The organism is Allobosea sp. MMO-172, assembly GCF_037147855.1.
GTDB lineage: Bacteria > Pseudomonadota > Alphaproteobacteria > Rhizobiales > Beijerinckiaceae > Allobosea.
Map to the genome: position 1 here is coordinate 173,899 of NZ_JBBCUM010000005.1, position 19,904 is coordinate 193,802.

19 protein-coding genes and 1 other RNA gene are annotated in these 19,904 nt (G+C 67.7%); 10 read left to right on the forward strand and 10 right to left on the reverse strand.

The features are described 5' to 3' along the window. Positions 1 to 19: 19 nt before the first annotated feature. The 3 genes from WFK61_RS09910 to gstA form a co-directional block, all read right to left on the reverse strand. Positions 20 to 1,735: a Na/Pi cotransporter family protein gene (locus tag WFK61_RS09910; protein ID WP_336811360.1), complete on the reverse strand. Its 1,716-nt coding sequence runs from the start codon at positions 1,733 to 1,735 to the stop codon at positions 20 to 22. A gap of 185 nt (positions 1,736 to 1,920) precedes the next feature. Continuing rightward, positions 1,921 to 2,301, reverse strand: a complete 381-nt coding sequence (locus tag WFK61_RS09915; RefSeq protein ID WP_336811361.1) for a nuclear transport factor 2 family protein — start codon at positions 2,299 to 2,301, stop codon at positions 1,921 to 1,923. Positions 2,302 to 2,317: 16 nt separating this feature from the next. Then, the gene (gstA, locus tag WFK61_RS09920) at positions 2,318 to 2,929 is read right to left on the reverse strand and encodes a glutathione transferase GstA (RefSeq protein ID WP_336811362.1); all 612 of its coding nucleotides are present in this window, start codon (positions 2,927 to 2,929) and stop codon (positions 2,318 to 2,320) included. Positions 2,930 to 3,052: 123 nt separating this feature from the next. On the opposite strand from gstA, the gene WFK61_RS09925 reads away from it, so the two are divergent. Then, positions 3,053 to 3,412, forward strand: coding sequence for a winged helix-turn-helix transcriptional regulator (locus WFK61_RS09925; RefSeq protein WP_336811363.1), 360 nt, complete (start codon positions 3,053 to 3,055; stop codon positions 3,410 to 3,412). Between the two features lie 39 nt (positions 3,413 to 3,451). On the opposite strand, the gene WFK61_RS09930 is transcribed toward WFK61_RS09925, so the two are convergent. The 6 genes from WFK61_RS09930 to WFK61_RS09955 all read right to left on the reverse strand — a co-directional run bounded on the left by WFK61_RS09930 (position 3,452) and on the right by WFK61_RS09955 (position 9,949). Continuing rightward, the gene (locus WFK61_RS09930; protein WP_336811364.1) at positions 3,452 to 4,393 is read right to left on the reverse strand and encodes a diguanylate cyclase domain-containing protein; all 942 of its coding nucleotides are present in this window, start codon (positions 4,391 to 4,393) and stop codon (positions 3,452 to 3,454) included. Between the two features lie 83 nt (positions 4,394 to 4,476). Next, entirely contained in the window at positions 4,477 to 5,709 is a 1,233-nt protein-coding gene (locus WFK61_RS09935; protein WP_336811365.1) for an ABC transporter permease, read from the reverse strand. Then, the gene (locus WFK61_RS09940; RefSeq protein WP_336811366.1) at positions 5,706 to 6,455 is read right to left on the reverse strand and encodes an ABC transporter ATP-binding protein; all 750 of its coding nucleotides are present in this window, start codon (positions 6,453 to 6,455) and stop codon (positions 5,706 to 5,708) included. The genes WFK61_RS09935 and WFK61_RS09940 overlap by 4 nt, the downstream gene beginning before the upstream one ends. A 10-nt stretch (positions 6,456 to 6,465) precedes the next feature. Beyond that, on the reverse strand, positions 6,466 to 8,124 hold the full coding sequence (locus WFK61_RS09945) for an efflux RND transporter periplasmic adaptor subunit (RefSeq protein WP_336811367.1): 1,659 nt from the start codon (positions 8,122 to 8,124) through the stop codon (positions 6,466 to 6,468). Between the two features lie 107 nt (positions 8,125 to 8,231). Continuing rightward, positions 8,232 to 9,020: an N-acetylmuramoyl-L-alanine amidase gene (locus WFK61_RS09950; RefSeq protein ID WP_336811368.1), complete on the reverse strand. Its 789-nt coding sequence runs from the start codon at positions 9,018 to 9,020 to the stop codon at positions 8,232 to 8,234. Between the two features lie 179 nt (positions 9,021 to 9,199). Next, entirely contained in the window at positions 9,200 to 9,949 is a 750-nt protein-coding gene (locus WFK61_RS09955; RefSeq protein ID WP_336811369.1) for a TerB family tellurite resistance protein, read from the reverse strand. Positions 9,950 to 10,303: 354 nt separating this feature from the next. On the opposite strand from WFK61_RS09955, the gene WFK61_RS09960 reads away from it, so the two are divergent. Both WFK61_RS09960 and rnpB read left to right on the forward strand, forming a co-directional pair. After that, complete coding sequence (locus tag WFK61_RS09960; RefSeq protein ID WP_336811370.1) at positions 10,304 to 10,972, forward strand: lytic transglycosylase domain-containing protein; 669 nt, start codon at positions 10,304 to 10,306, stop codon at positions 10,970 to 10,972. Positions 10,973 to 11,130: 158 nt separating this feature from the next. Continuing rightward, an RNA gene (gene rnpB / locus WFK61_RS09965) (RNase P RNA component class A) lies at positions 11,131 to 11,522 on the forward strand. Between the two features lie 167 nt (positions 11,523 to 11,689). Here the strand turns inward: rnpB and WFK61_RS09970 are convergent. Next, on the reverse strand, positions 11,690 to 12,112 hold the full coding sequence (locus WFK61_RS09970; RefSeq protein ID WP_336811371.1) for an organic hydroperoxide resistance protein: 423 nt from the start codon (positions 12,110 to 12,112) through the stop codon (positions 11,690 to 11,692). A gap of 150 nt (positions 12,113 to 12,262) precedes the next feature. Here WFK61_RS09970 and WFK61_RS09975 point away from each other — a divergent pair, with 150 nt between their 5' ends. The 7 genes from WFK61_RS09975 (at position 12,263) to WFK61_RS10005 (ending at position 19,887) form a co-directional block, all read left to right on the forward strand. Further along, positions 12,263 to 12,727 carry a MarR family winged helix-turn-helix transcriptional regulator gene (locus WFK61_RS09975; protein ID WP_336811372.1) on the forward strand — a complete coding sequence of 155 codons (465 nt, stop codon included), beginning with the start codon at positions 12,263 to 12,265 and terminating at the stop codon, positions 12,725 to 12,727. Between the two features lie 565 nt (positions 12,728 to 13,292). Further along, positions 13,293 to 13,769, forward strand: a complete 477-nt coding sequence (locus tag WFK61_RS09980) for a division/cell wall cluster transcriptional repressor MraZ (RefSeq protein WP_336811373.1) — start codon at positions 13,293 to 13,295, stop codon at positions 13,767 to 13,769. Then, entirely contained in the window at positions 13,766 to 14,806 is a 1,041-nt protein-coding gene (gene rsmH, locus WFK61_RS09985) for a 16S rRNA (cytosine(1402)-N(4))-methyltransferase RsmH (protein ID WP_336811374.1), read from the forward strand. Before WFK61_RS09980 ends, rsmH begins: the two co-directional genes overlap by 4 nt. A 2-nt stretch (positions 14,807 to 14,808) precedes the next feature. Next, on the forward strand, positions 14,809 to 15,195 hold the full coding sequence (ftsL, locus tag WFK61_RS09990; protein WP_336811375.1) for a cell division protein FtsL: 387 nt from the start codon (positions 14,809 to 14,811) through the stop codon (positions 15,193 to 15,195). Beyond that, positions 15,192 to 16,970: a peptidoglycan D,D-transpeptidase FtsI family protein gene (locus tag WFK61_RS09995; RefSeq protein WP_336811376.1), complete on the forward strand. Its 1,779-nt coding sequence runs from the start codon at positions 15,192 to 15,194 to the stop codon at positions 16,968 to 16,970. Before ftsL ends, WFK61_RS09995 begins: the two co-directional genes overlap by 4 nt. A 38-nt stretch (positions 16,971 to 17,008) precedes the next feature. Beyond that, positions 17,009 to 18,463, forward strand: coding sequence for a UDP-N-acetylmuramoyl-L-alanyl-D-glutamate--2,6-diaminopimelate ligase (locus tag WFK61_RS10000; RefSeq protein WP_336811524.1), 1,455 nt, complete (start codon positions 17,009 to 17,011; stop codon positions 18,461 to 18,463). Beyond that, on the forward strand, positions 18,460 to 19,887 hold the full coding sequence (locus WFK61_RS10005; protein ID WP_336811377.1) for a UDP-N-acetylmuramoylalanyl-D-glutamyl-2,6-diaminopimelate--D-alanyl-D-alanine ligase: 1,428 nt from the start codon (positions 18,460 to 18,462) through the stop codon (positions 19,885 to 19,887). The genes WFK61_RS10000 and WFK61_RS10005 overlap by 4 nt, the downstream gene beginning before the upstream one ends. Positions 19,888 to 19,904 lie beyond the last annotated feature (17 nt).

Below are 19,904 nucleotides of genomic sequence, written 5' to 3' on the forward strand. Positions count from 1 at the left end.
GCGTTGCAAATTGCGTGGCTCAGGCCGGAACAGCCGCAGGCGTCAGGCCACCGAGGCCGGCTTCCCCGGCTTTCGCGCCGGCCGGCACCGTCACGACCTCACGCGAGACCGAGCGGCGCTCGGCATCGATGCGCTCGATCAGGAAGAAGGCGCGTTCGGCGCTGCCGAGCAGGGCGAGGATGGCGCCGCGCTCGACCCAGGGCAGTTCCGAGCCCAGCCGCAGGCAGCGCTCGCGCAGGGCGAGAAGCTCGGCATTGCGCGCTTCGGCCATGCCGGTCGCCGGCGCCCGCTCCTGTCCGATCGGGACGATGGTGGCGAGCGTCTCGGAGACCTTGTCGAGCACCGTGTCGACGAGCTGGCGGCCCTGCTCGCCGAAGGGCTGGCGCTCGATGCGGCGGGCGATCTGGTAAAGCGTCTCGCCGAGGCTTGCGGTGAAATCCTCTTCCTCGATCAGGCTCGCGACGAGATCGGCCCGGGCATAGGGCATCTCGGGCGTGAACATGCCGGAGGTATAGGCGCGGATGTCGCGGTTGAGGATGTCGATCGCGGCATAGTGCTCCTCGATCTTGTCCGGGGCGTCAGGCTTGCCGCGGGCGATGTCGACGAAGAGGCGGGCGGCCTCGAGATAGCGGCCGGTCTCGCGCTGGATCGCCTGCACGGCCTCAGCATGGTCATGCGCTTTCACCAGATAGCGCGGCTGCGAATAGTCCTCGATATCCTCGGCCGAGGTTGCGCCGACCCGCGACAGCACGCGCTCGAACACGCCGACGAAGGGGAAGAGCAGCAGCGTGTTGAAGATGTTGAAGAAGGTCGAGTAGAGGCCGACAGCGACCGGCACGAGCGGGAAGGTCTCCTTGCCGTCCTTGATCACGGGCACGCCCGGATCGCCGCCGAACCACTGCATCGCCCAGGTCAGCACGTCCATCGAGATGAAGAAGAGCGGTATCGTCACCATCACGCCGATGATGTTGAAGGAGATATGGGCGTAGGCCGCGCGCTTGGCGTTCTTCGACAGGTTGAGCGAAGCCATCCAGGAGGTGATGGTGGTGCCGAGATCGGCGCCGAGCGAAAAGGCGACCGCGGTCTTCCAGTCGAGGATGCCGGCGGCGCCGAGCCCCATCACGATGCCGATCGTGGCCGAGGAGGAGTGGATCATCGCGGTGATGCCGGCGGCGATCAGCACGCAATAGATCAGGTTGAGATAGGTATCGGCCTTGAGCGCCGAGATCACGCTCATCACCTCCGGCATGTTGCGCAGGGGGCGCAGGCCGCCGGTCATCAGGTTGAGGCCGTAGAAGATCAGCGCGAAGCCCATGCAGGCGAGCGCGATGTTCTTCACCTTGTCGGTCTTGGCGAAGATATGGACCAGCGCGAAGATGCCGGCCAGCAGCAGGCCGAGCGGCCCGAGCGGCAGCGCGATCAGGCCGTTGCCCAGCGTCGTGCCGATATTGGCGCCCATGATCACGCTGATCGCGGGCCTGAGGCCGATGACGCCGGCATTGACGAGGCCGACGACCATGACGGTCATCGCGGTCGAGGACTGGATGACACCGGTGATGAAAGTGCCGGCGAGCACGCCCTTGGACGGGGTGCCGGCGATCCGCGCGAGCAGCGCCCGCATCTTGTTGACGGCAAGCGACTGGATGCCGTTGCTCATGAATTCCAGCCCGAGCATGAAGATGCCCAGGCCGCCGATCACTGGCACGATGACTTGCGAGAAGATGTCGATCTGCATCGGAGATTCCCGGCGCGGCCGGCGCTGGAGCGCCGGCGAGGCTTGCGGCGCGGCCATGACCGCCCCGGCAAGGCCGGGCCAGTCGCGGCCACAGGTGAGGTCTCGATCGATCGCTTTCTTCTAGTGCTTCCCCTGCGACAGTGTTGTGACCGCCGGCGCTGTTCAGCGTTCAGCCGCCGCCCTCGTCAGGCGGCGGGCGCAAGATCGAAATGGAAGACCTTGGCGATGATGCGCCATTCTCCGTCGAGCTGGACGAGGCTGAGCAGGTCGGTGAAGCGCTTCTCTCCGATGGCGCATTCCACGCGGGCCAGCGCCGTGACCGGCCCGGCGAAGGCGATCGAGATAATCCGATCGTGCCGTTTCTCCTGGCGGCTTGCCGGGGAGGGACGGGCGGCCACCATCGGCAGGTAGGTGTCCATCGTCATGTGGATCAGCCGCCCGTCGCTCGCGCAGGCGTAGATCGCCTGCGGATGGAAGACGCGGCCCAGCAGGGCCGCGTCGCTGTGATGAAGGCCATCGAAATACTGGCCGAGCAGGGCTTCGATCGGGGCGAATTGCGCGTTCATGGTGCCGGACCCTGGATCAGGCGGCGAGGCGTTCGGCATTCAGCGCTTCCCGCACGCTGTCCCTGTCCGCGACGCGCTCCAGCAAGGCGGTCAGGCGGGGCCAGGCCGACAGGGGAATGTCCTTGCCTTCGGCCCAGCCCGCGATGACGAAGAGATAGATGTCGGCGACGCTGAAGCCGTCTCCGAGCAGATAGCTGCGCCCATCGGCGAGCTCGGCTTCGATATGGCCGAGGCGCCGCGCAATGGCCGTCCGGGCCTCCTGTCGTCCGGCCGCGTCCGTCCCGGGCCGGAACAGGGGCGAGAATGCCTTGTGGAGCTCGCTCGCGAGAAAGTTGAGCCATTCCTGCAGCCGCGCGCGTTCCAGCGTCGCGGGCCGGGGAGCGAGGCCGGCAGAGGGGGCGAGATCGGCGATGTACTGCACGATCGCGGCGCCTTCGGTGAGGACATTGCCGTCGTCCAGCTTCAGCGCGGGAACGTAGCCCTTGGGGTTGGTCGCAGCGAAATCCTCGCCGCTGGCGGTCCTGCCGGTGAGGATGTCGACCTTCTCGAGGGTGAAAGGCAGGCCGGCCTCGCGAAGCGCGATATGGGGCGAGAGCGAGCAGGCGCCGGGTGCGAAATAGAGCTTCATGACGGTTCATCTCCGTGGATCGGTGATGCGCCATGGTTAGGTCTCGATGATAACCTTTGTATACCTCATTACTTGTCGTAACTGCATTTTCCGGTATCCTCCCGGTTACCGGAGGTTTTTCGCATGGCTTTGAAAATTCGCAGGAATCGAGCTCCGGCACCACCTGAGACCTGCGATGTCGGCACCTGCATGCTGGTGCTCGGCGGAGCCTGGACGCCGAATGTCGTCTGGTTTCTCAGCGGTGGCCCGCGACGCTTCGGCGAGCTGCGCCGCGACATCCCCGCGATCTCGGCCAAGATGCTCAGCGCCCGGCTACGCGGCCTGGAGGCCAAGGGCGTCGTCGCGCGGAAGGTGTTGCCGGGCTCGCCGCCTTCGGTCGAATACGCATTGACGCCGCTTGGGCGCGAATACGTTCCGGCGATTCAGGCGATTGCCGAGGTCGGCGCCAAGCTCAAGGCGTTGGCGCGCGGGCAGGCATCCTGACCGGGCAGGGCCGGCTTCAGCGAGGCGTTTGGGTGATTGTCAGCCGGCGAGCGCGACCCGGCTGACGGCGGCTACCGGCCCGTCGAAGACGCGGACGCAGTCTCCCCCGGCCATGCCGGCGACCTGAAGCGCGGCCTCGGCCTCGGCGAAGATTTCGTTCTGCTCGCGATAGCCCTCCGGCGTCAGCAGGGCTGCACCGATCGAGAGCGTGAAGTCGATGACGAGGTTGCCACGCGGCATCGGCCGGCACAGCAATTTGCGTGTGCCGGAGAGCATCGAGGCGAGGTAGCCCTTGTCGCCGGGCATGCGCAGCAGCAGGGCGAAAGCGCCGGGGCCGGTCTGGTCGATGGCGAGCGCATCGGGGAAGAGCCGGCGCAGCCGCTCGCCGAAATTGCGGATCACGTCGTCGGCCGCGGGCCGGCCATAGGTCTCGACGAGCGTCGCGAACCGGTCGATCCCGAAGATGGCGAGGGCGCAGCGCTCGGGCTCGCGGCCGCGTTCGTATCGGGACTGCCGAAGTGCGTCGGTGAAGCTGCGGCGCGCGGCGAGGTTCGTCGATGCGTTCGCCCGTACCAGCGTCGCGGTTTCGCTCCACAAGCCCTTCTCGGCGGTCACGTCCTGCTTCGAGCCGAAGATGCGGATCGGCCGGCCGTGCTCATGGCCGACGCCGACGATGAGGCGCATCCAGCGCTTCTCGCCATTCGCCGCCTTGATCCGGCAATCCAGCGCGAAGCCCTGGCCGGTGCTGATCGCCTTGCTGCGCAGCTGGTTCATCTCGCGGCGCGAGCGCTCCTCGTAGAGATCCAGCGTCGCGCTGCGGTAGATGGCGGAACCGCGCTGCAGGCCGAACAGGTCGTAGACGCCGTCCGTCCAGCTCAGCGATTCATTGGCGAGATTGCATTCCCAGGCGCCGACGGCGGCGGCCGCGACCGCGCGATCGTAGAGGGGCTGCGTCGCCGCGGTGAGCTGCTGGCTGTTCACGGTCCGCCTCCTGACTGCCTCAAGGGCAGCCTAGGGCGGGCGGGGTTAAGCGACCCTTGCGCAGCGCCGGAAAATCCGTCGGCTCATTCGCGCCGGAGCGCTTCGATCGGATCGAGCCTGGCGGCGCGCCGTGCCGGGTAGAAGCCGAAGAAGACGCCGATCAATCCGGAGACGCCGACTGCGATCAGGATGGTCTGGATCGAGATCACCGAAGGCCAGCCGGCGATATGGGCGATGGTCAGCGCCGCCGCGATGCCGAGCCCGGCGCCGACCGCGCCGCCGATGGTCGCGAGCGTCGTCGCCTCGATCAGGAACTGGGTCAGCACGGCGCTCTGGCGGGCTCCGACCGCGAGCCTGAGGCCGATCTCGCGGGTGCGTTCGGTGACCGAGACCAGCATGATGTTCATGATGCCGATGCCGCCGACGAGGAGCGACACGGCAGCCACGGCGGCGAGCAGCCATGACAGCGTGGTTGCGGCGGCGGTTGCGGTATTGGCGATCTCGGTGAGGTTGCGGACGATGAAGTCGTCCTCCTGATCCTCCATCAGCCGGTGGCGCTGGCGCAGCAGGGCGGTGACCTCGGCGATGCCCGGCGCGATCGCCTCCTCGCTGGCGAACTTGACCATGATGCTCTGCACCGAGCGGTCGCGGGCATAGTTGCGACCGACAATGCGGCGCCGGCCGGTGTCGAGCGGCACGAAGATGACGTCATCCTGATCCTGCCCCAGCGCGGACTGGCCCTTGGGCGCCATCACGCCGATGACCTTGAAGGGCACGTTGCGGATGCGGAACTGCTGGTCGAGCGGGTTTTCGTCGCCGAAGAGGTTGCGCGCCACCGTCTGGCCGATCACGGCGACGATCTCGCCCTTGCGCAGTTCCTCGGGCTCGAACAGGCGGCCGGCGCCGATCTCCCATTCGCGGGCGGCGAAGAAATCGAGGTCGGTGGCGGTGATCTGCGTCGACCAGTTGGCGCCGGCATAGACGGCTTGGGCGCGGGTGACGAGGACCGGGGCGGCAGCCGTAACGTCCTCGACTTCGCGCAGGATCGCAGCCGCGTCCTCGTCGGTGAGGGTCGAGGAAGCGCCGGCGCCGAGCCGGACGCCGCCCTGCGTGACATTGCCGGATTGGATGATCGCGAGATTGGCGCCGAGCGACTTGATCTGGCCGGTGACGCGGGCGCGGGCACCGGAGCCGATCGCGACCATGGCGATGACGGCGGCGACGCCGATGATGATGCCGAGCATCGTCAGGGCCGAGCGCAGGGCGTTGGCACCGATGGCGGACAGCGCCGAGCGGATCGCTTCGGCGAGGCTCATGCGGCGGCCTCCGGCAGGCCGATGCCGGCATCGAAGGCAGCGAGCGCGGCGCGCGCGTCGGCCGGCCCCTGCCTGATGTCGCTGAGCAGGTGGCCGTCGCGGAAGCGGATCAGCCGGCGTGCGTGGCGGGCGACCTCGGCATCATGCGTGACGAGGACGACGGTGACGCCCTCGCGATTCAGCTCCTGGAAGAGCGCGAGGATTTCGAACGCGGTGCGGCTGTCGAGCGCGCCGGTCGGCTCGTCGGCGAGCAGCAGTCGCGGCTCGTTGACCAGCGCGCGGGCGATGGCGACGCGCTGCTGCTGGCCGCCGGAGAGCTGCATCGGCCGGTGATGGGCGCGCTCGGCTAGGCCGACGCGGGCGAGCGCGGCCAGCGCGCGCCGCTTCCGCTCGGCGCGGGCGACGCCGGCATAGACCATCGGCAGTTCGACATTGGCGCAGGCATCGATGCGCGGCAGCAGGTTGAACTGCTGGAAGACGAAGCCGAGCTTGCGGTTGCGCAGCTCGGCGAGCCCGTCGCCTGACAAGGTCTCGACCGCGACGCCGTCCAGCACATAGTGGCCGCCGCTCGGCCGGTCGAGGCAGCCGATCAGGTTCATGAAGGTCGACTTGCCGGAGCCCGACGGACCCATCACCGCGACGAGATCGCCGGCCTCGATCGCGAGCGAAACCCGGTCCAGCGCCGTGACGCGGCCGGAATCGAGATCGTAGACGCGGGAGAGGTCGCGGGTTTCGATCAGGGGCATCGCTGCGCCCTCAGAACAGCCGCGGCCCGCGGGCGCGGGGGGCGGATGGCTCGGGTGCCGTCGTCACGCGCGGCCCGCCGCCGGTCACGACCTGCGCACCGTCCTTGACCTCGCCGCCGAGCAGTTCCGTGAAGGCGCCGTCGGTCGGGCCGAGCATGACGGGCACGGGCTTGGGCTGTCCGGCTTCGTCGAGCACATAGACGCGGCCGGGAACGCCACGGCTTGGCGCCGCGCGCCGGCCTTCCTGCATGAAGGCTTCGAGCTTCGCGCGGCGCTCGGGGTCGAGCACGGCGCCGATCCGGGTGACCAGCTCGGCACCGGCGGCGCGGAAGGCGGCGCGCCGTTCCTCCGGCGAGAGCCCGGCCATGGCCTCGCGATTGCCGCGACGCTCCCTCAGAATCTCGGCGATCGCCTGCTTCTGCTCGGGTGTCGGCTGCAACTCGGCCTCGATGCGCTCGCGCAGGGCGCCGGCGGCGCGGGGCCCCCGCTCGCCAGCTTCCGGAACCGCAACCGGGCCCGTGCCTGAAGGCGCGGCGCCTGCAGCGCCGGCCGGGCGGAAGCGCAGGGCGGCATTCGGCACGCGCAGCGCATCGGGCCGGTCCTCGGTCACGACCTGGAGATTGGCGGTCATGCCCGGCAGGAGCGCCATGTCGCGGTTCTCGACGCGGATGATGCCGGTATAGGTGACGACGTTTTGGATGGTCTGGGCGCCGAGCCGGACCATCTCGACCCGGCCCTGGAAATTGCGGTTCGGGTAGGCGTTGACGGTGAAGGAGACCGGCTGGCCCGGCTTCAGCCGGCCGACATCGGCCTCGTCGATATTGGCGTAGATGTCGATGGTGCGCAGGTCCTGCGCGATCTGGAACAGTGTCGGCGCGGAGAGCGAGGCGGCGACGGTCTGGCCGAGATCGACCTGGCGCTGCACCACGACGCCATCGACCGGCGAGCGGATCTGGGTGCGTTCGAGATCGATCAGGATATCCCTGAGCTTGGCGTCGCGGGCCGCGATGACGGCCTGGCCGGACTGGACCTGCCCCTCGCCGAGCTGGATATCGGCATCGAGCCCTTTCAGCTCGGCGCGGGCCGAGGCGAGCTGGGCCTCGTTGGATGCCAGCGAGGCGGTCTGGACCTCGACCTGCGTGCGGGCCGTGTCGAGATTCTGCTGCGAGCCCGTGCTGCGGTTGAAGAGCTGGTCCTGCCGTTCGAAGGTGCGTTTGGCGTCTGCGAGCTGAGCCGTGGTGCGGGCACGCTGCGCCTCGATATCGCGAATGAAGGAATCCGCCTTGATGCGGGCGGCGCGGGCGCGTTCGAGTTGGGCGGTCTTGACGACGAGATCGGCCCTGGCCTGTTCGAGATCGGCCTGGGCGGCGTCGCGGCGCGTCCGGATCTGGTCGCTTTGCAGGCGGGCGACGACCTGTCCCGCCTTCACCTGCGAATTGTAGTCGGCGAGGACCTCGACGATCTGGCCGGAGAGCTGCGAGCCGACGAGCACGGTGGTGACCGGCGTCAGCGTGCCGGTGGCGCGCACGGCGGCGGTGATCCGGCCGCGATCGAGCGGGGTCGTGCGGTAGGGCGGCTCATTGGCATTGCCGCCGGCCGGGCGCAGGGCCCAGTAGCCGCCGGCCGCCGCGAGAACGATCAGCCCGGTTCCGATCAGCCATCTGCGCAAGGTCGTTTCCCCGTCCCACCCGCGCCTGAGCGCGAGCGAGGGACAGCTTGCCAGAAAGTGCGTCGTCCGGCGAGTTAACTTCCTGCAATCTTTGGCTTAGCTGCGGCTCAGGCAGTCCGGCTGACCTGCGTGGCGGCAAGCAGGTCGCGCAGCGTCGTGATCGTCGAGGAATCGGCGACGCCGTCGACCTTGTCCTGACGCCAGTGACGCTGGAAGGCGGCGACCACCGCCTCCAGCTTCTCGTCGAAAACGCCGTCGACGGTGACGCCATAGCCCAGCATGGCGAACATCGCCTGCAGGGCCTCGACCGGCTGGCCGCTTTCGCCGCGGGCGAAGAAGCGCCCGCCGCGGATCGGAGCCGGTTCCGTCCAGAGGCCGACACCGGCCTCGGCGAAGCGCCGCCACGGGAATTTCTCGCCGGGATCGATCTTGCGGCCCGGCGCGATGTCGGAATGGGCGAGCACGCGCTCCGGCGGGATGGACCAGCGCTCGCAGATATCGCGGCAGAGGTTCAGCGTCGCCGCGATCTGCTCCTCGGGATAGTCGGGCAGGCCGCCGGGATGGCCGGGATTGGCGATCTCGATGCCGATCGAGCAGGAGTTGATGTCGGTCTCACCGGCCCAGTGCGAGGCGCCGGCATGCCAGGCGCGGCGGCCTTCCGGCACGAGCTGGAGCGTGTGGCCGTTCTCGAAGACGAAATAATGCGAGGAGACCTGCGCGACCGGGTTGCAGAGCCATTGCAGCGCTTCGCCCGCGACCGGCATGCCGGTGTAGTGCAGGATCAGCATGTCCGGCCGCCGGCCCGGCGTCCCGTCCGGGTGCTTGCGCTCGCCATGGTTCGGCGACGGGAAGATTTTGGCGGCGAAGCGGCTGTCGGGGGTGGCTGTATCGGTCATGCGGGGGCTTTAGAGTCTTGTCAGATTGCAATGGAAACGCGCGGTCATCCCGGGCGACCGAAGGAAGACCCGGGATCCATTCCGGAGCGTCTCCGATGAAGGTTCAGGCATGGATCCCGGATCAGCGCAGCTTCGCTGCTTGTCCGGGATGACCCGCGTATTTTCTGAAAGGTCTGAATTCAAGCAGGTTCGGGCGCGAGGCTGCGGCTCATGCCGCGTTCCTTCTGGATCATGTCCCAGGCGGCGTTGATGGCGGCGATGCGGCGCGTCGCGATGGCGACCGCTTCCTCGGGCAGGCCCCGCGCGATCTCGCGATCGGGATGGGTCTCGGCGACGAGGCGGCGGTAATGGCGCTTCAGCTCGGCGTCGTCCATCTCGCGATTGGCGCCGAGCACGAGATAGGGATCGTCCGGCCGGCGGGCATGGCGGGCCTCGATCCGGGCGAAATCGGTATCGGCGATGCCGAAGATGCCGGCGACAGCTTGGAGATAGGCGTGCTCGGCCTCGTGGATCGCGCCATCGGCGGCGGCGATCAGGAACAGGCCGTCGAGCACGTCCTCCAGCAGCGCGGGCTCGTCCTTGAAGGCGCCGGCGATCTGCGTGGCATAGGCCTCAAAGCCGGCGCTGGTCTGCTTGGCGAGGTCGAACAGGCGCTCGATGCGCTGTTGCTGCTCGGGTGGGACCTCGACGATGCGGCGGAAGGCGGTGACCTCGTCGCAGGTCACGACGCCGTCCGAGCGCGCCATCTTGGCGGCGAGCGCGACGAGGCCGGTGGTGAAGACCAGCTCGCGCGGCGCCGGCCCGAAAGGCGCGCCCTCGCGATCGACCAGGACATGGCCGGCGAGCGCGCCGACGAGCGCGCCGAGCGGGCCGCCGATCACGAGCCCGAGCCCGCCGCCGCCCAGAGCGCCCCAGAAAGAGGAAGCCATCACAAAACCGATCCCGGTGAGTCCGTATGCGCGGATGATGAAAGGAGGGAGGGATACCGCGCAAGAGCGCCCGGTGCGGCGGCCTGCCGCGCCAAAAAAGCACTTCCGGCCGGGAATACGGCTGAAATGCGGCAGCCGATTCGCCTGCTTGATTCGGTTCGAGCGTCAGGGAGCCGGCGAAGTTTTTCAGGCGATCGAATACATATGAATACTGAATAGTTAAATATAGAATAAATTCCTGTTTACGCTAATTTCTCTGCGTTTTTCTGTGGGATGTGTCAGATTATCGACACATTCGGCCATCAGTTGAGCGCCCCCATCGGCCAGTCATGGCTCAATGGGGTTTAAAACGACATGCGATATATCTGTGGTGGTCTCGCGGCTGCGTGCCTGATTAGCCTCTCCGGGGTGGCCCGGGCCGAGGGTTACGTCAACGCTGAAACGGACCCCAGAGCTATCGTTCTCCGCGATGCCGAGATCGCCCGCTCCAAGACTGCCGATGGCAAGGGCGAGGACGTTCAGGCCGAGGCTCCCAAGGCGAAGCCCCCGACCCGCGCCGCCAAGGCGGAAGCTGCCAAAACCGAAGTTGCCAAGGCTGAGGCCGACAAGACCGAGACCCGCGCCAGCCGCGCGCTCGCCGCTCCCGCCGGCTCCGAGGGCATCAAGGCGATCGTCGCCCGCCATGCTGCTGCCAACGGCGTGCCGTTCTCGCTGGCCGATGCCGTCGTGCGCGTCGAGAGCCGCTACAATCCGCGCGCCTCGCATGCCGGCAATTACGGCCTCATGCAGATCCGCCACCAGACCGCACGCGGCATGGGCTATTCCGGCAGCGCGAGCGGGCTGCTCGATGCCGAGACCAATGCGCGCTACGGCATGAAGTATCTCGCCATGGCCTACAAGATGGCCGGCGGCGACACCTGCCGCACGATCATGAAGTATCAGAGCGGCCATATGACGACCCGGATGAGCGGCGCCAACCGCACCTATTGCGCCAAGGTGCGCACGATCACCGCCCGCAACTGACCCTAGACCGCCTTGCGTCCTATCGGACGCAAAGTGGCGATCTCGCTCTTTACTCCAGCATCGGATTTCTCTGAAAAGTGCATTCCACTTTTCGGTCCGATGCTCTAGCCGCCCGGTTTCGCTTGACGCCGGGCGCGCCAGCGCGCATCTCCCCCTCGCCAGTCGGCCGGGCGGCCGCTCTCGCTCGCGAGGGAGGAAAGTCCGGGCTCCACGGAAACACGGTGCCGGATAACGTCCGGCGGGGGCGACCCCAGGGAAAGCGCCACAGAGATCGAACCGCCCAGCGCTCCGGCGTAGGGTAAGGGTGAAAAGGTGCGGTAAGAGCGCACCGCGGACCCGGCAACGGGGACGGCATGGCAAGCCCCACCGGGAGCAAAACCGAATAGGGACGATGCTGCCCGCGCAAGCGGGCAGGGGCAGGTTTCTGTGCCTTGTCGTCCGGGTTGGTTGCTCGAGGCGCGCAGCAATGCGCGTCCCAGAGGAATGGCCGTCACGTCGGGGGAGCGATCCTCCGGCCATCCAGAACCCGGCTTACAGGCCGACTGGCACCTTGCTTCCCGGCTTTTCGACATCGTTTCAAGAGCGCGTCATCCCGGGCGACCGGAGGGAGACCCGGGATCCATTCCGGAGCGCTTCCGAGGAAGGCTCAGGCATGGATCCCGGATCTCCGCTCCTCTGCGTCCGGGATGACGGCGCGTATTGATTGATGGTGAGCCCTCAGGCCACCGTCGTCTCGACCGGGATGTTGCCCTTCGTCGCGTGCGAGTAGGGGCAGACGACATGGGCCTTCTTGACGAGGTCTTCGACCGCGGCCTTGTCGAGGCCGGGCACGGAGACGGTCAGCTTGGCGGTGATGCCGAAGCCCTGGCCGTCGTCGCGGGCGCCGATGCCGATATCGGCGGAAACCTTCGCGTCGTCCGGGATCTTCACCTTCTCCTTGCCGGCGACGAACTTCAGCGCGCCGAGGAAGCAGGCCGAGTAGCCCATGGCGAAAAGCTGCTCGGGATTGGTGCCTTCGCCACCGCCGCCGCCGAGTTCCTTGGGCGTGTTCAGCACGAGCTTGACGTTGCCGGTATCGGTCGCGGCCTGGCCTTCGCGGCCGCCGGTGGCGGAACCATGGGCGGTGTAGAGCGTCTTCATGATCAGGTCTCCTTCCTTGGGTGAGGCGATGCTTGCCATATAGATTGTGCGCAATTAGATTGTCAACAATTAATTTGAGCGAAGCCGAAGGCGGTTGATTATGGGGCTGCTTTCGGCTTTCCGTGAAGCAAGGTGATCGGCGAGGGCGCGATGGCGAAGCAGGACAAGGCCGGGGAGGGGGTGCCGCGTCTGGAGCAGCAGCTCTGCTTCGCGATCTATCAGGTCGGCCATGCCTTCAACCGGGCCTATCGCCCGATCCTGGCCGCGCTCGGGCTGACCTATCCGCAATATCTCGTGATGCTGGTGCTCTGGGAGCAGGATGGGCTGACGGTGAAGGAGCTGGGCGAGCGCCTGATGCTCGATTCCGGCACGTTGACGCCGCTGCTGAAGCGGCTCGAAGCCTCCGGCCTGATCCGTCGTGAGCGTGACGCTCGCGACGAGCGGCAGGTGCGCATCCGTCTGGCCGAGAAGGGCGAGGGCCTGCGCGAGCAAGGGCGCTGCGTGCAGGGCGCTGTCGGCGAGGCGCTCGGTGGCACGGCCGCCGATGCGGGGCGGCTGCGCGATCAGCTCGGCCTCGTCCGTGATGCACTGCTGGCATCGTCCCGCGAGGATTGAGGGTGTGCGCGTTGCCGCAGGCGCTACATTTGTCATTCCGGGGCTTCGCGTAGCGAAGAACCTGGAATCCACGACCGGGTGAGCTGCCGGCAACCGCGCATCGAATGTCCACCGAGACGTGGGTTCCGGGTTCACGCGTCCGGCGCGCCCCGGAATGACAATCGTGATGCCTTCCGATGGCCTGCGATTGGCACCGCTTTGCGGCTCGCCGGAAATAGCCGCCCGCTTTCGTAAAAATTTTTCGCAGCGCTGATGCGTTTTTCCACCTGCCCATAGGGCCGGGCGATGCCGAATTGCGCGTGCTTACGGATACTTAACCTTAACGAGCTGTGATGGCGGAGAGTCCTCGCAGGTGCGTCGTTGCGCCTGTGATTCCATTGACGCCCATATAGGCCCATGCTATCCCAAATCATCCCGTCGAAGCCGGCAGGCAAACCAAGGGTCAGGCTCCGTGTGCCGCGCGGAATTTGGCTCGCTGGCCTGCCTTGCCCGCCTCGACGGGGAGTCTTTTTGCCGCTTGCCCATCTCAGCGGTGGCGCCTTGAAGAGCAGGCCGGGAGGCGGCGTTGACGGACCGCTTCGTCTCGAATTTCACCAACCGGCTCGACGCCAAGGGGCGCGTCTCCATTCCATCGAGCTTCCGGTCGGTCCTGGTGAAGGACGGCTACGAGGGCCTCTATGTCCATCAGTCGCTCGACCTGCCGGCGCTGGATGCCGGCGGCAACGCGCTGCGGGCCACGATCGACGACATCCTCGCGCGCTTCTCGCCGTTCTCGGACGAGTGGGAGTTGCTGTCGACGGCGCTGAACGGCACCTCGGAGGTGCTCAAGATCGACACGGAGGGGCGGATGGTGCTGAGCGAGGCGCTGAAGGCGCATGCCGGCATCGGCGACGCCGTGACCTTCGTCGGCCACGGCCACAAGTTCCAGATCTGGGAGCCGGAGCGGTTCCGCGCGCATCTCGAGGCGGCGCGGACGCGTCTGCGCGACGTGAAGCGCACGCTCGGCAGTTTGACCATTCCAACCGGAGGCTCGGGCACATGACGGACCATGGCGACCGTTCCGGCGGAGCCATTGGCGGACCGGTTCGTCATGTGCCCGTGTTGCTCGCCGAGGTTCTGGCCGCGCTCGCGCCGCAGGCTGGCGGGCGCTATCTCGACGGCACCTTCGGAGCAGGGGGGTATTCGCGCGCGATCCTCGACGCCGCGCCGGATGGGACCTTGCTCGGGCTCGACCGCGATCCCTCGGCGGTCGCCGGCGGGGCCGATCTCGTGGCCGCGATGGCCGGGCGCCTGACGCTGTCGCAGGCCAATTTCGGCGAGCTTGCCGAGGAGGCCGAGCGCTTCAAGATGGCGCCGCTTGACGGCGTCGTGCTCGATATCGGCGTCTCCTCGATGCAGATCGACCAGGCCGAGCGTGGCTTTTCGTTCCGCTTCGACGGGCCGCTCGACATGCGGATGAGCAGCGCCGGGCGGAGCGCCGCCGACCTCGTCAACGAGGCCGAGGAAGGGCTGCTCGCCAACATCTTCTATCATTATGGCGAGGAGCGCCGCTCGCGCGCCGTCGCCCGGGCCGTGATCGAGGCCCGCCGCAAGGCGCCGATCACGACCACCAAGCAATTGGCCGATCTCGTCGCCGGCATCGTGCGGGGCGAGCCCGGTGGGGCGCATCCGGCGACGCGGGTGTTCCAGGCGCTGCGCATCGCGGTCAATGACGAACTCGGCGAACTGGTCCGGGCGCTGCATGCGGCCGAGACGGTGCTCAAGCCGGGCGGGCGGCTCGTCGTCGTGACGTTCCATTCGCTGGAAGACCGCATCGTCAAGCAGTTCTTCGCCGAGCGTTCCGGCCGGGTGCCGGCGGGCTCGCGTCATGCGCCGGCGGTGGCCGCCGCACAGCCGACCTTCAGGCTGGTCGAGAAGGGCGCCGTCGCGCCGACCGAGGCCGAGATGCGGGCCAATCCGCGCGCCCGCTCGGCCAAGCTGCGCGCCGCCGAACGCAACGACGCGCCGTCGCGCCAGGCCGATGCCGGGCTCGTCGCGCTCTCCACCGTCCCCGACCCGCAGCCGCGCCGGAGGCCCTGAGCGTGATCAAGCTCCTGCATGTCATCGCCATCGGCGCGCTGGTCTCCTCGGCGGTCTATGCCTATTCGATCAAATACGAGACGACGCTGGCGACCGAGCATCTCCAGAAGCTTAAGTCCAAGACCCAGCGCGAGCGCGACGCCATCGCCGTGCTCAAGGCCGAGTGGCAGTTCCTGAACCGGCCCGACCGCGTCCAGATGCTGGCGGAGCGCCATCTCGACCTGCAGCCCTTCGTGGTGACGCAGGTGGTCAAGCCCTCCGACGTCCCGAACCGCGGCCCGAAGGTCGATGCGATTGGCCGCAAGCTGGAGGATCTCGGGCTTGGCCTGCCGACCGAGACGCCTCGGAACACCAAGGCGGGCACGACCACGCCGGGAGCCATGCCATGAGCCGCTCGATCGATCAGGAGGCACCGGTGGAAGCGCAGGCCGGAACGGAGGAGATCGTCGTCAAGCGCGGGCGCTTCGCCTGGCTGCGCGACGTCTTCCGCATGAGCGGCGAGAAGAGCGAGCCGCGCGTCGGCCTCGTCATCCTCGGCTTCTCGGCGCTGTTCCTCGCCATCACCGGCCGCCTCGTCTATCTCGGCGTGGCGCCGAACGAGCAGGTGGGCCTGCGCCGCGCCACCTCCAACGCCATCTCGGCGGCCCGGCCCGACATCGTCGACCGCAACGGCGAGGTGATGGCGACCGATATCCGCACGGTCTCGGTCTTCGCCGAGCCGCGCCGCATCCTCGACAAGGACGAGGCGACCGAGCTGCTGACGGCCGTGCTACCGGACCTCGACGCCAAGGACCTGCGCGACAAGCTCGGCACCAAGAAGGGCTTCGTCTGGGTCAAGCGCGAGATCACGCCGCGCCAGCAGGCGGAGGTCCACCGGCTCGGCATCCCCGGCATCGGCTTCGTGCCCGAGAACAAGCGGGTCTATCCCAACGGCACCGCCGCGGCGCATGTGCTCGGCTTCGCCAATATCGACAATGTCGGCATCGCCGGCATCGAGAAATACATCGACTCGCAGGGCCTGCAGGACCTGAACGGCGCGGGGCTCGCCACCGAGGCGTCCGACCTCAAGCCGGTGAAGCTCTCGATCGACCTGCGCGTCCAGCATCTGCTGCGCGACGAACTCTCCAAGGGGCTGGAGCGCTTCAAGGCCATCGCCGCTGCCGGCGCGATCATGGACGTGAATACCGGCGAGGTGATCGCGCTGGTTTCGCTGCCCGATTTCGATCCCGGCAATCCGGTCGACGCGCTGGAGAAGGACCGGATCAACCGGATGAATGTCGGCGTCTACGAGATGGGCTCGACCTTCAAGGCGCTGACCATCGCGATGGCGCTGGATTCCGGCAAGGCCAACATCAATTCGAGCTATTCGACCGCGGGCGGCATGATGCGGTTTGGCCGGCAGGTCATCAAGGAATACCACGGCACCGGCCGGACGCTGACCGTGCCGGAAGTCTTCCTGCATTCGTCGAACATGGGCTCGATCAAGATGGCGCTGGCCGTAGGCGTCGAGGGCCACAAGGCCTTCCTCAAGAAGATGATGCAGCTCGACCGGATGACGACCGAGCTGCCGGAAAGCGCGGCGCCGATCGTTCCGCAGCGCTGGGGCGAGATCAACACCGCGACCATCGCCTTCGGCCACGGCCTCGCTGTCGCGCCGCTGCAGGCGCTGTCGGCCGTCGCCGCCCTGGTCAATGGCGGCTACCTGATGAAGCCGACCTTCCTGAAGCGCAGCGAGGAGGAAGCCCGGCAGGTCGCGACCCGCGTGATCAAGCCCGAGACCTCCGAAGCGATGCGCTTCATCATGCGGCTCAACGGCGAGAAGGGCTCGGCCCGCAAGGCCGACGTCGCCGGCTATTTCGTCGGCGGCAAGACCGGCACGGCCGAAAAGGTCATCAACGGCCGCTACGCCAAGAACAAGAACTTCACGACCTTCACGGCGATTGCGCCCTCCGACAAGCCGAAATACCTGTTCCTCGCGATCTATGACGAGCCGAAGGGCTATGCCGAGAGCGGCGGCTATTCGACCGCGGCGTGGAATGCCGGCGTCACGACCGGCCGCGTGATCGAGCGCGCCGGCCCGATCCTGGGGCTCAACCCGCGCTTCGACCCGCCGCCGTCGCCGTTCCCGCTGATGGCGCGGCTCGGCGCCTGGGGTTCGCGCTGAGCCAAAAGCGTTTCAAGTCTATAACGGTGGCCATGACGATGACCGGATACAGCCTCGGAGACCTCTTCCCCGAGATTTTCGAGGCTGAGGCCGCGAGCCAGCAGGTGCATGGCGTCGCCTTCGACAGCCGCAAGGTGACGGGCGACGACGTCTTCGTCGCGCTCGCCGGCGCCAAGGCGGATGGCGCGCGCTTCATCATGGATGCGGTCGGGCATGGCGCGGTCGCGATCGTCTCCGGGGGCCCGCGTCCGGCCGATCTGCCGGCCGGCGTCGCTTTCGCGCAGGTCGAAGACCCGCGCCTCGCGCTGTCCCTGGCTGCGGCGAAAATCCATCCGCGCCAGCCGAAGACCATCGTCGCGGTGACCGGCACCAGCGGCAAGTCCTCGGTGGCGGATTTCACGCGGCAGATCTTCCAGGCGCTTGGCCATGAATCGGCGAGCGTCGGCACGATCGGCGTGGTGACCGCCAAGGGCGCCGATTACGGCTCGCTGACGACGCCGGACCCGCTCTCGCTGCACGCCTCTTTCGACAAGCTCGCGGGCGAGGGCATTACGCATCTGGCGATGGAAGCCTCCTCGCATGGGCTCGACCAGCGCCGCCTCGACGGCGTGCGCCTGAGCGCCGGCGCCTTCCTCAATCTCGGGCGCGATCATCTCGACTATCATCCCAGCGTCGAGGAATACCTCGCCGCGAAGCTGCGGCTCTGGGAATTGCTGCCCGACGGTGCGCCGGTCGTGATCAATCGCGACGAGCCCTATGCGGAGGAGGCGGCGGAGGCTGCTGCCATGGCCGGGCATCCGATCATCGGCATCGGCCGCAAGGGCGAGACGCTGACCCTGCGGCGCAACGAGCGCGACGGGTTCTCGCAGCGGCTGACCGTCGGCTTCGACGGGCGCGAGCTGTCGGTCGATCTGCCGCTGGTCGGCGATTTCATGGCCGGCAATGCTCTGGTCGCCGCCGGGCTCGCCATCGCGACCGGCGAGGACAAGGCTGCGTCGCTCAAGGCGATTTCCGGCTTGAAGGGCGTCGCCGGGCGGCTCGAACGCGTCGGCGAGGCCAATGGCGGGCTCGTCGTCGTCGATTACGCCCATAAGCCCGATGCGCTGGCGGCCGTGCTGACCACGCTCAGGCCCTATGCGACGGGACGCTTGATCTGCGTCTTCGGCTGCGGCGGCGACCGCGACAAGGGCAAGCGCCCGCTGATGGGCGCGATTGCGGCCGAGAAGGCCGATATCGCCATCGTCACCGACGACAATCCGCGCAGCGAGGACCCGGCGGCGATCCGGGCCGAGATCATGGCCGCTTCGCCCAAGCTGAAGGAGATCGGCGACCGCGAGGAAGCGATCAACGCCGCGGTGAAGATGCTGCAGCCTGGGGATTTGCTGGTCGTGGCCGGAAAAGGCCATGAATCCGGCCAGATCATAGGCGACCGGACGCTGCCCTTCTCGGACCATGACGTGGTCCGCAAGGCGCTATTGGAGTTGAAATCATGAGCGCCCCGCTCTGGACCGGAGACAAGCTGATCGCGGCACTCGGCGCGAAGCCCGAGGGCGCGGTGCCGCCGGTCGTGACCGGCGCCTCGATCGATACCCGCACGCTGGAGCCGGGCGACGTTTTCTTCGCTATCACCGGCGAGGCCCGCAACGGGCATGATTTCGTCAAGGGCGCGCTCGACAAGGGCGCGGCGCTCGCCGTGGTCGACGAGGCGCATGCGGCGCAGTTCGAAGGCGCGGGCGCCCTTGCCGTCGTGCCGGACGTTCTGAAGGCGATGGAGCATGCCGGCACGGCGCGCAGGGCCGAGCTTAAGGCCGGCGTCGTCGCCGTCACCGGCTCGGTCGGCAAGACCGGTACCAAGGAGGCTCTGCGCCTCGTGCTCTCGCGCCAAGGCAAGACCCATGCGCCGGTCGCCTCCTACAACAATCACTGGGGCGTGCCGCTCACGCTCTGCCGCACCCCCGCCGACGTCGCCTATGGCGTCTACGAGATCGGCATGAACAGCCCCGGCGAGATCGTGCCGCTCGCGCGGATGGTGCGCCCGCAGGTCGCCATCGTCACCACGATCCAGCCCGTGCACCTCGCCGCCTTCGCCTCGCTGGAGGGGATCGCTGAGGAAAAGGCGGGCGTCTACTGGGAGCTGGAGAAGGGCGGCACGGCGATCGTCAATGCCGACATCCCGCAATCCGAATTGCTGCGCGACATCGCCAGGTCCGGCCCGGCCGGGCGGATCGTCACCTTCGGCGAGAGCCCGGATGCCGATGTCAAACTGATCTCCTGCGCGCTGAAGCCCGACATGTCGACGGTCGAGGCCCGCGTCTTCGGCGAGCCCGTCACCTATCGCCTGGGCAGCCCAGGCAAGCATATCGTGCTGAATTCGCTCGCGGTGCTGGCCGCTGTGCATGCGCTCGGCGCCGATCTCGCGCTGGCTGCGCTGGCGCTGGGCGATCTCACGCCGCCGGCCGGACGCGGCGCGCGGCAGGTGCTGCAGACGCCGGGCGGCAAGGTCACGCTGCTCGACGAGAGCTATAACGGCAACCCGGCCTCGATGCGGGCCGCGATCGAGAATCTCGGCCGCCTTCCGGTCGAAGGTCGGGGCCGACGCATCGCCGTGCTCGGCGACATGCTGGAGCTCGGGGCGACCGGGCTGGAGCTGCACCGGGGGCTCGCGGAGCCGCTGATTTCGAACGGGATCGACAAGGTCTTCACCTGCGGGCCGCTGATGAAAGGGCTCCATGAGAGCTTGCCTTCCGCCATGCGAGGGGCTTATGCCGCCTCCGCGAGCGAACTGGAGCCGCTCGTGCTCGATGCGATTCGTGGTGGCGACACCGTCACGGTCAAGGGATCGCTGGGCACGCGCATGGGTCCGATCGTCAAGGCGATCCTCGCGCGCTTTCCTGCCGTGCCTGCCGAAGACCAATAGACAAGAGAACCAAGCAG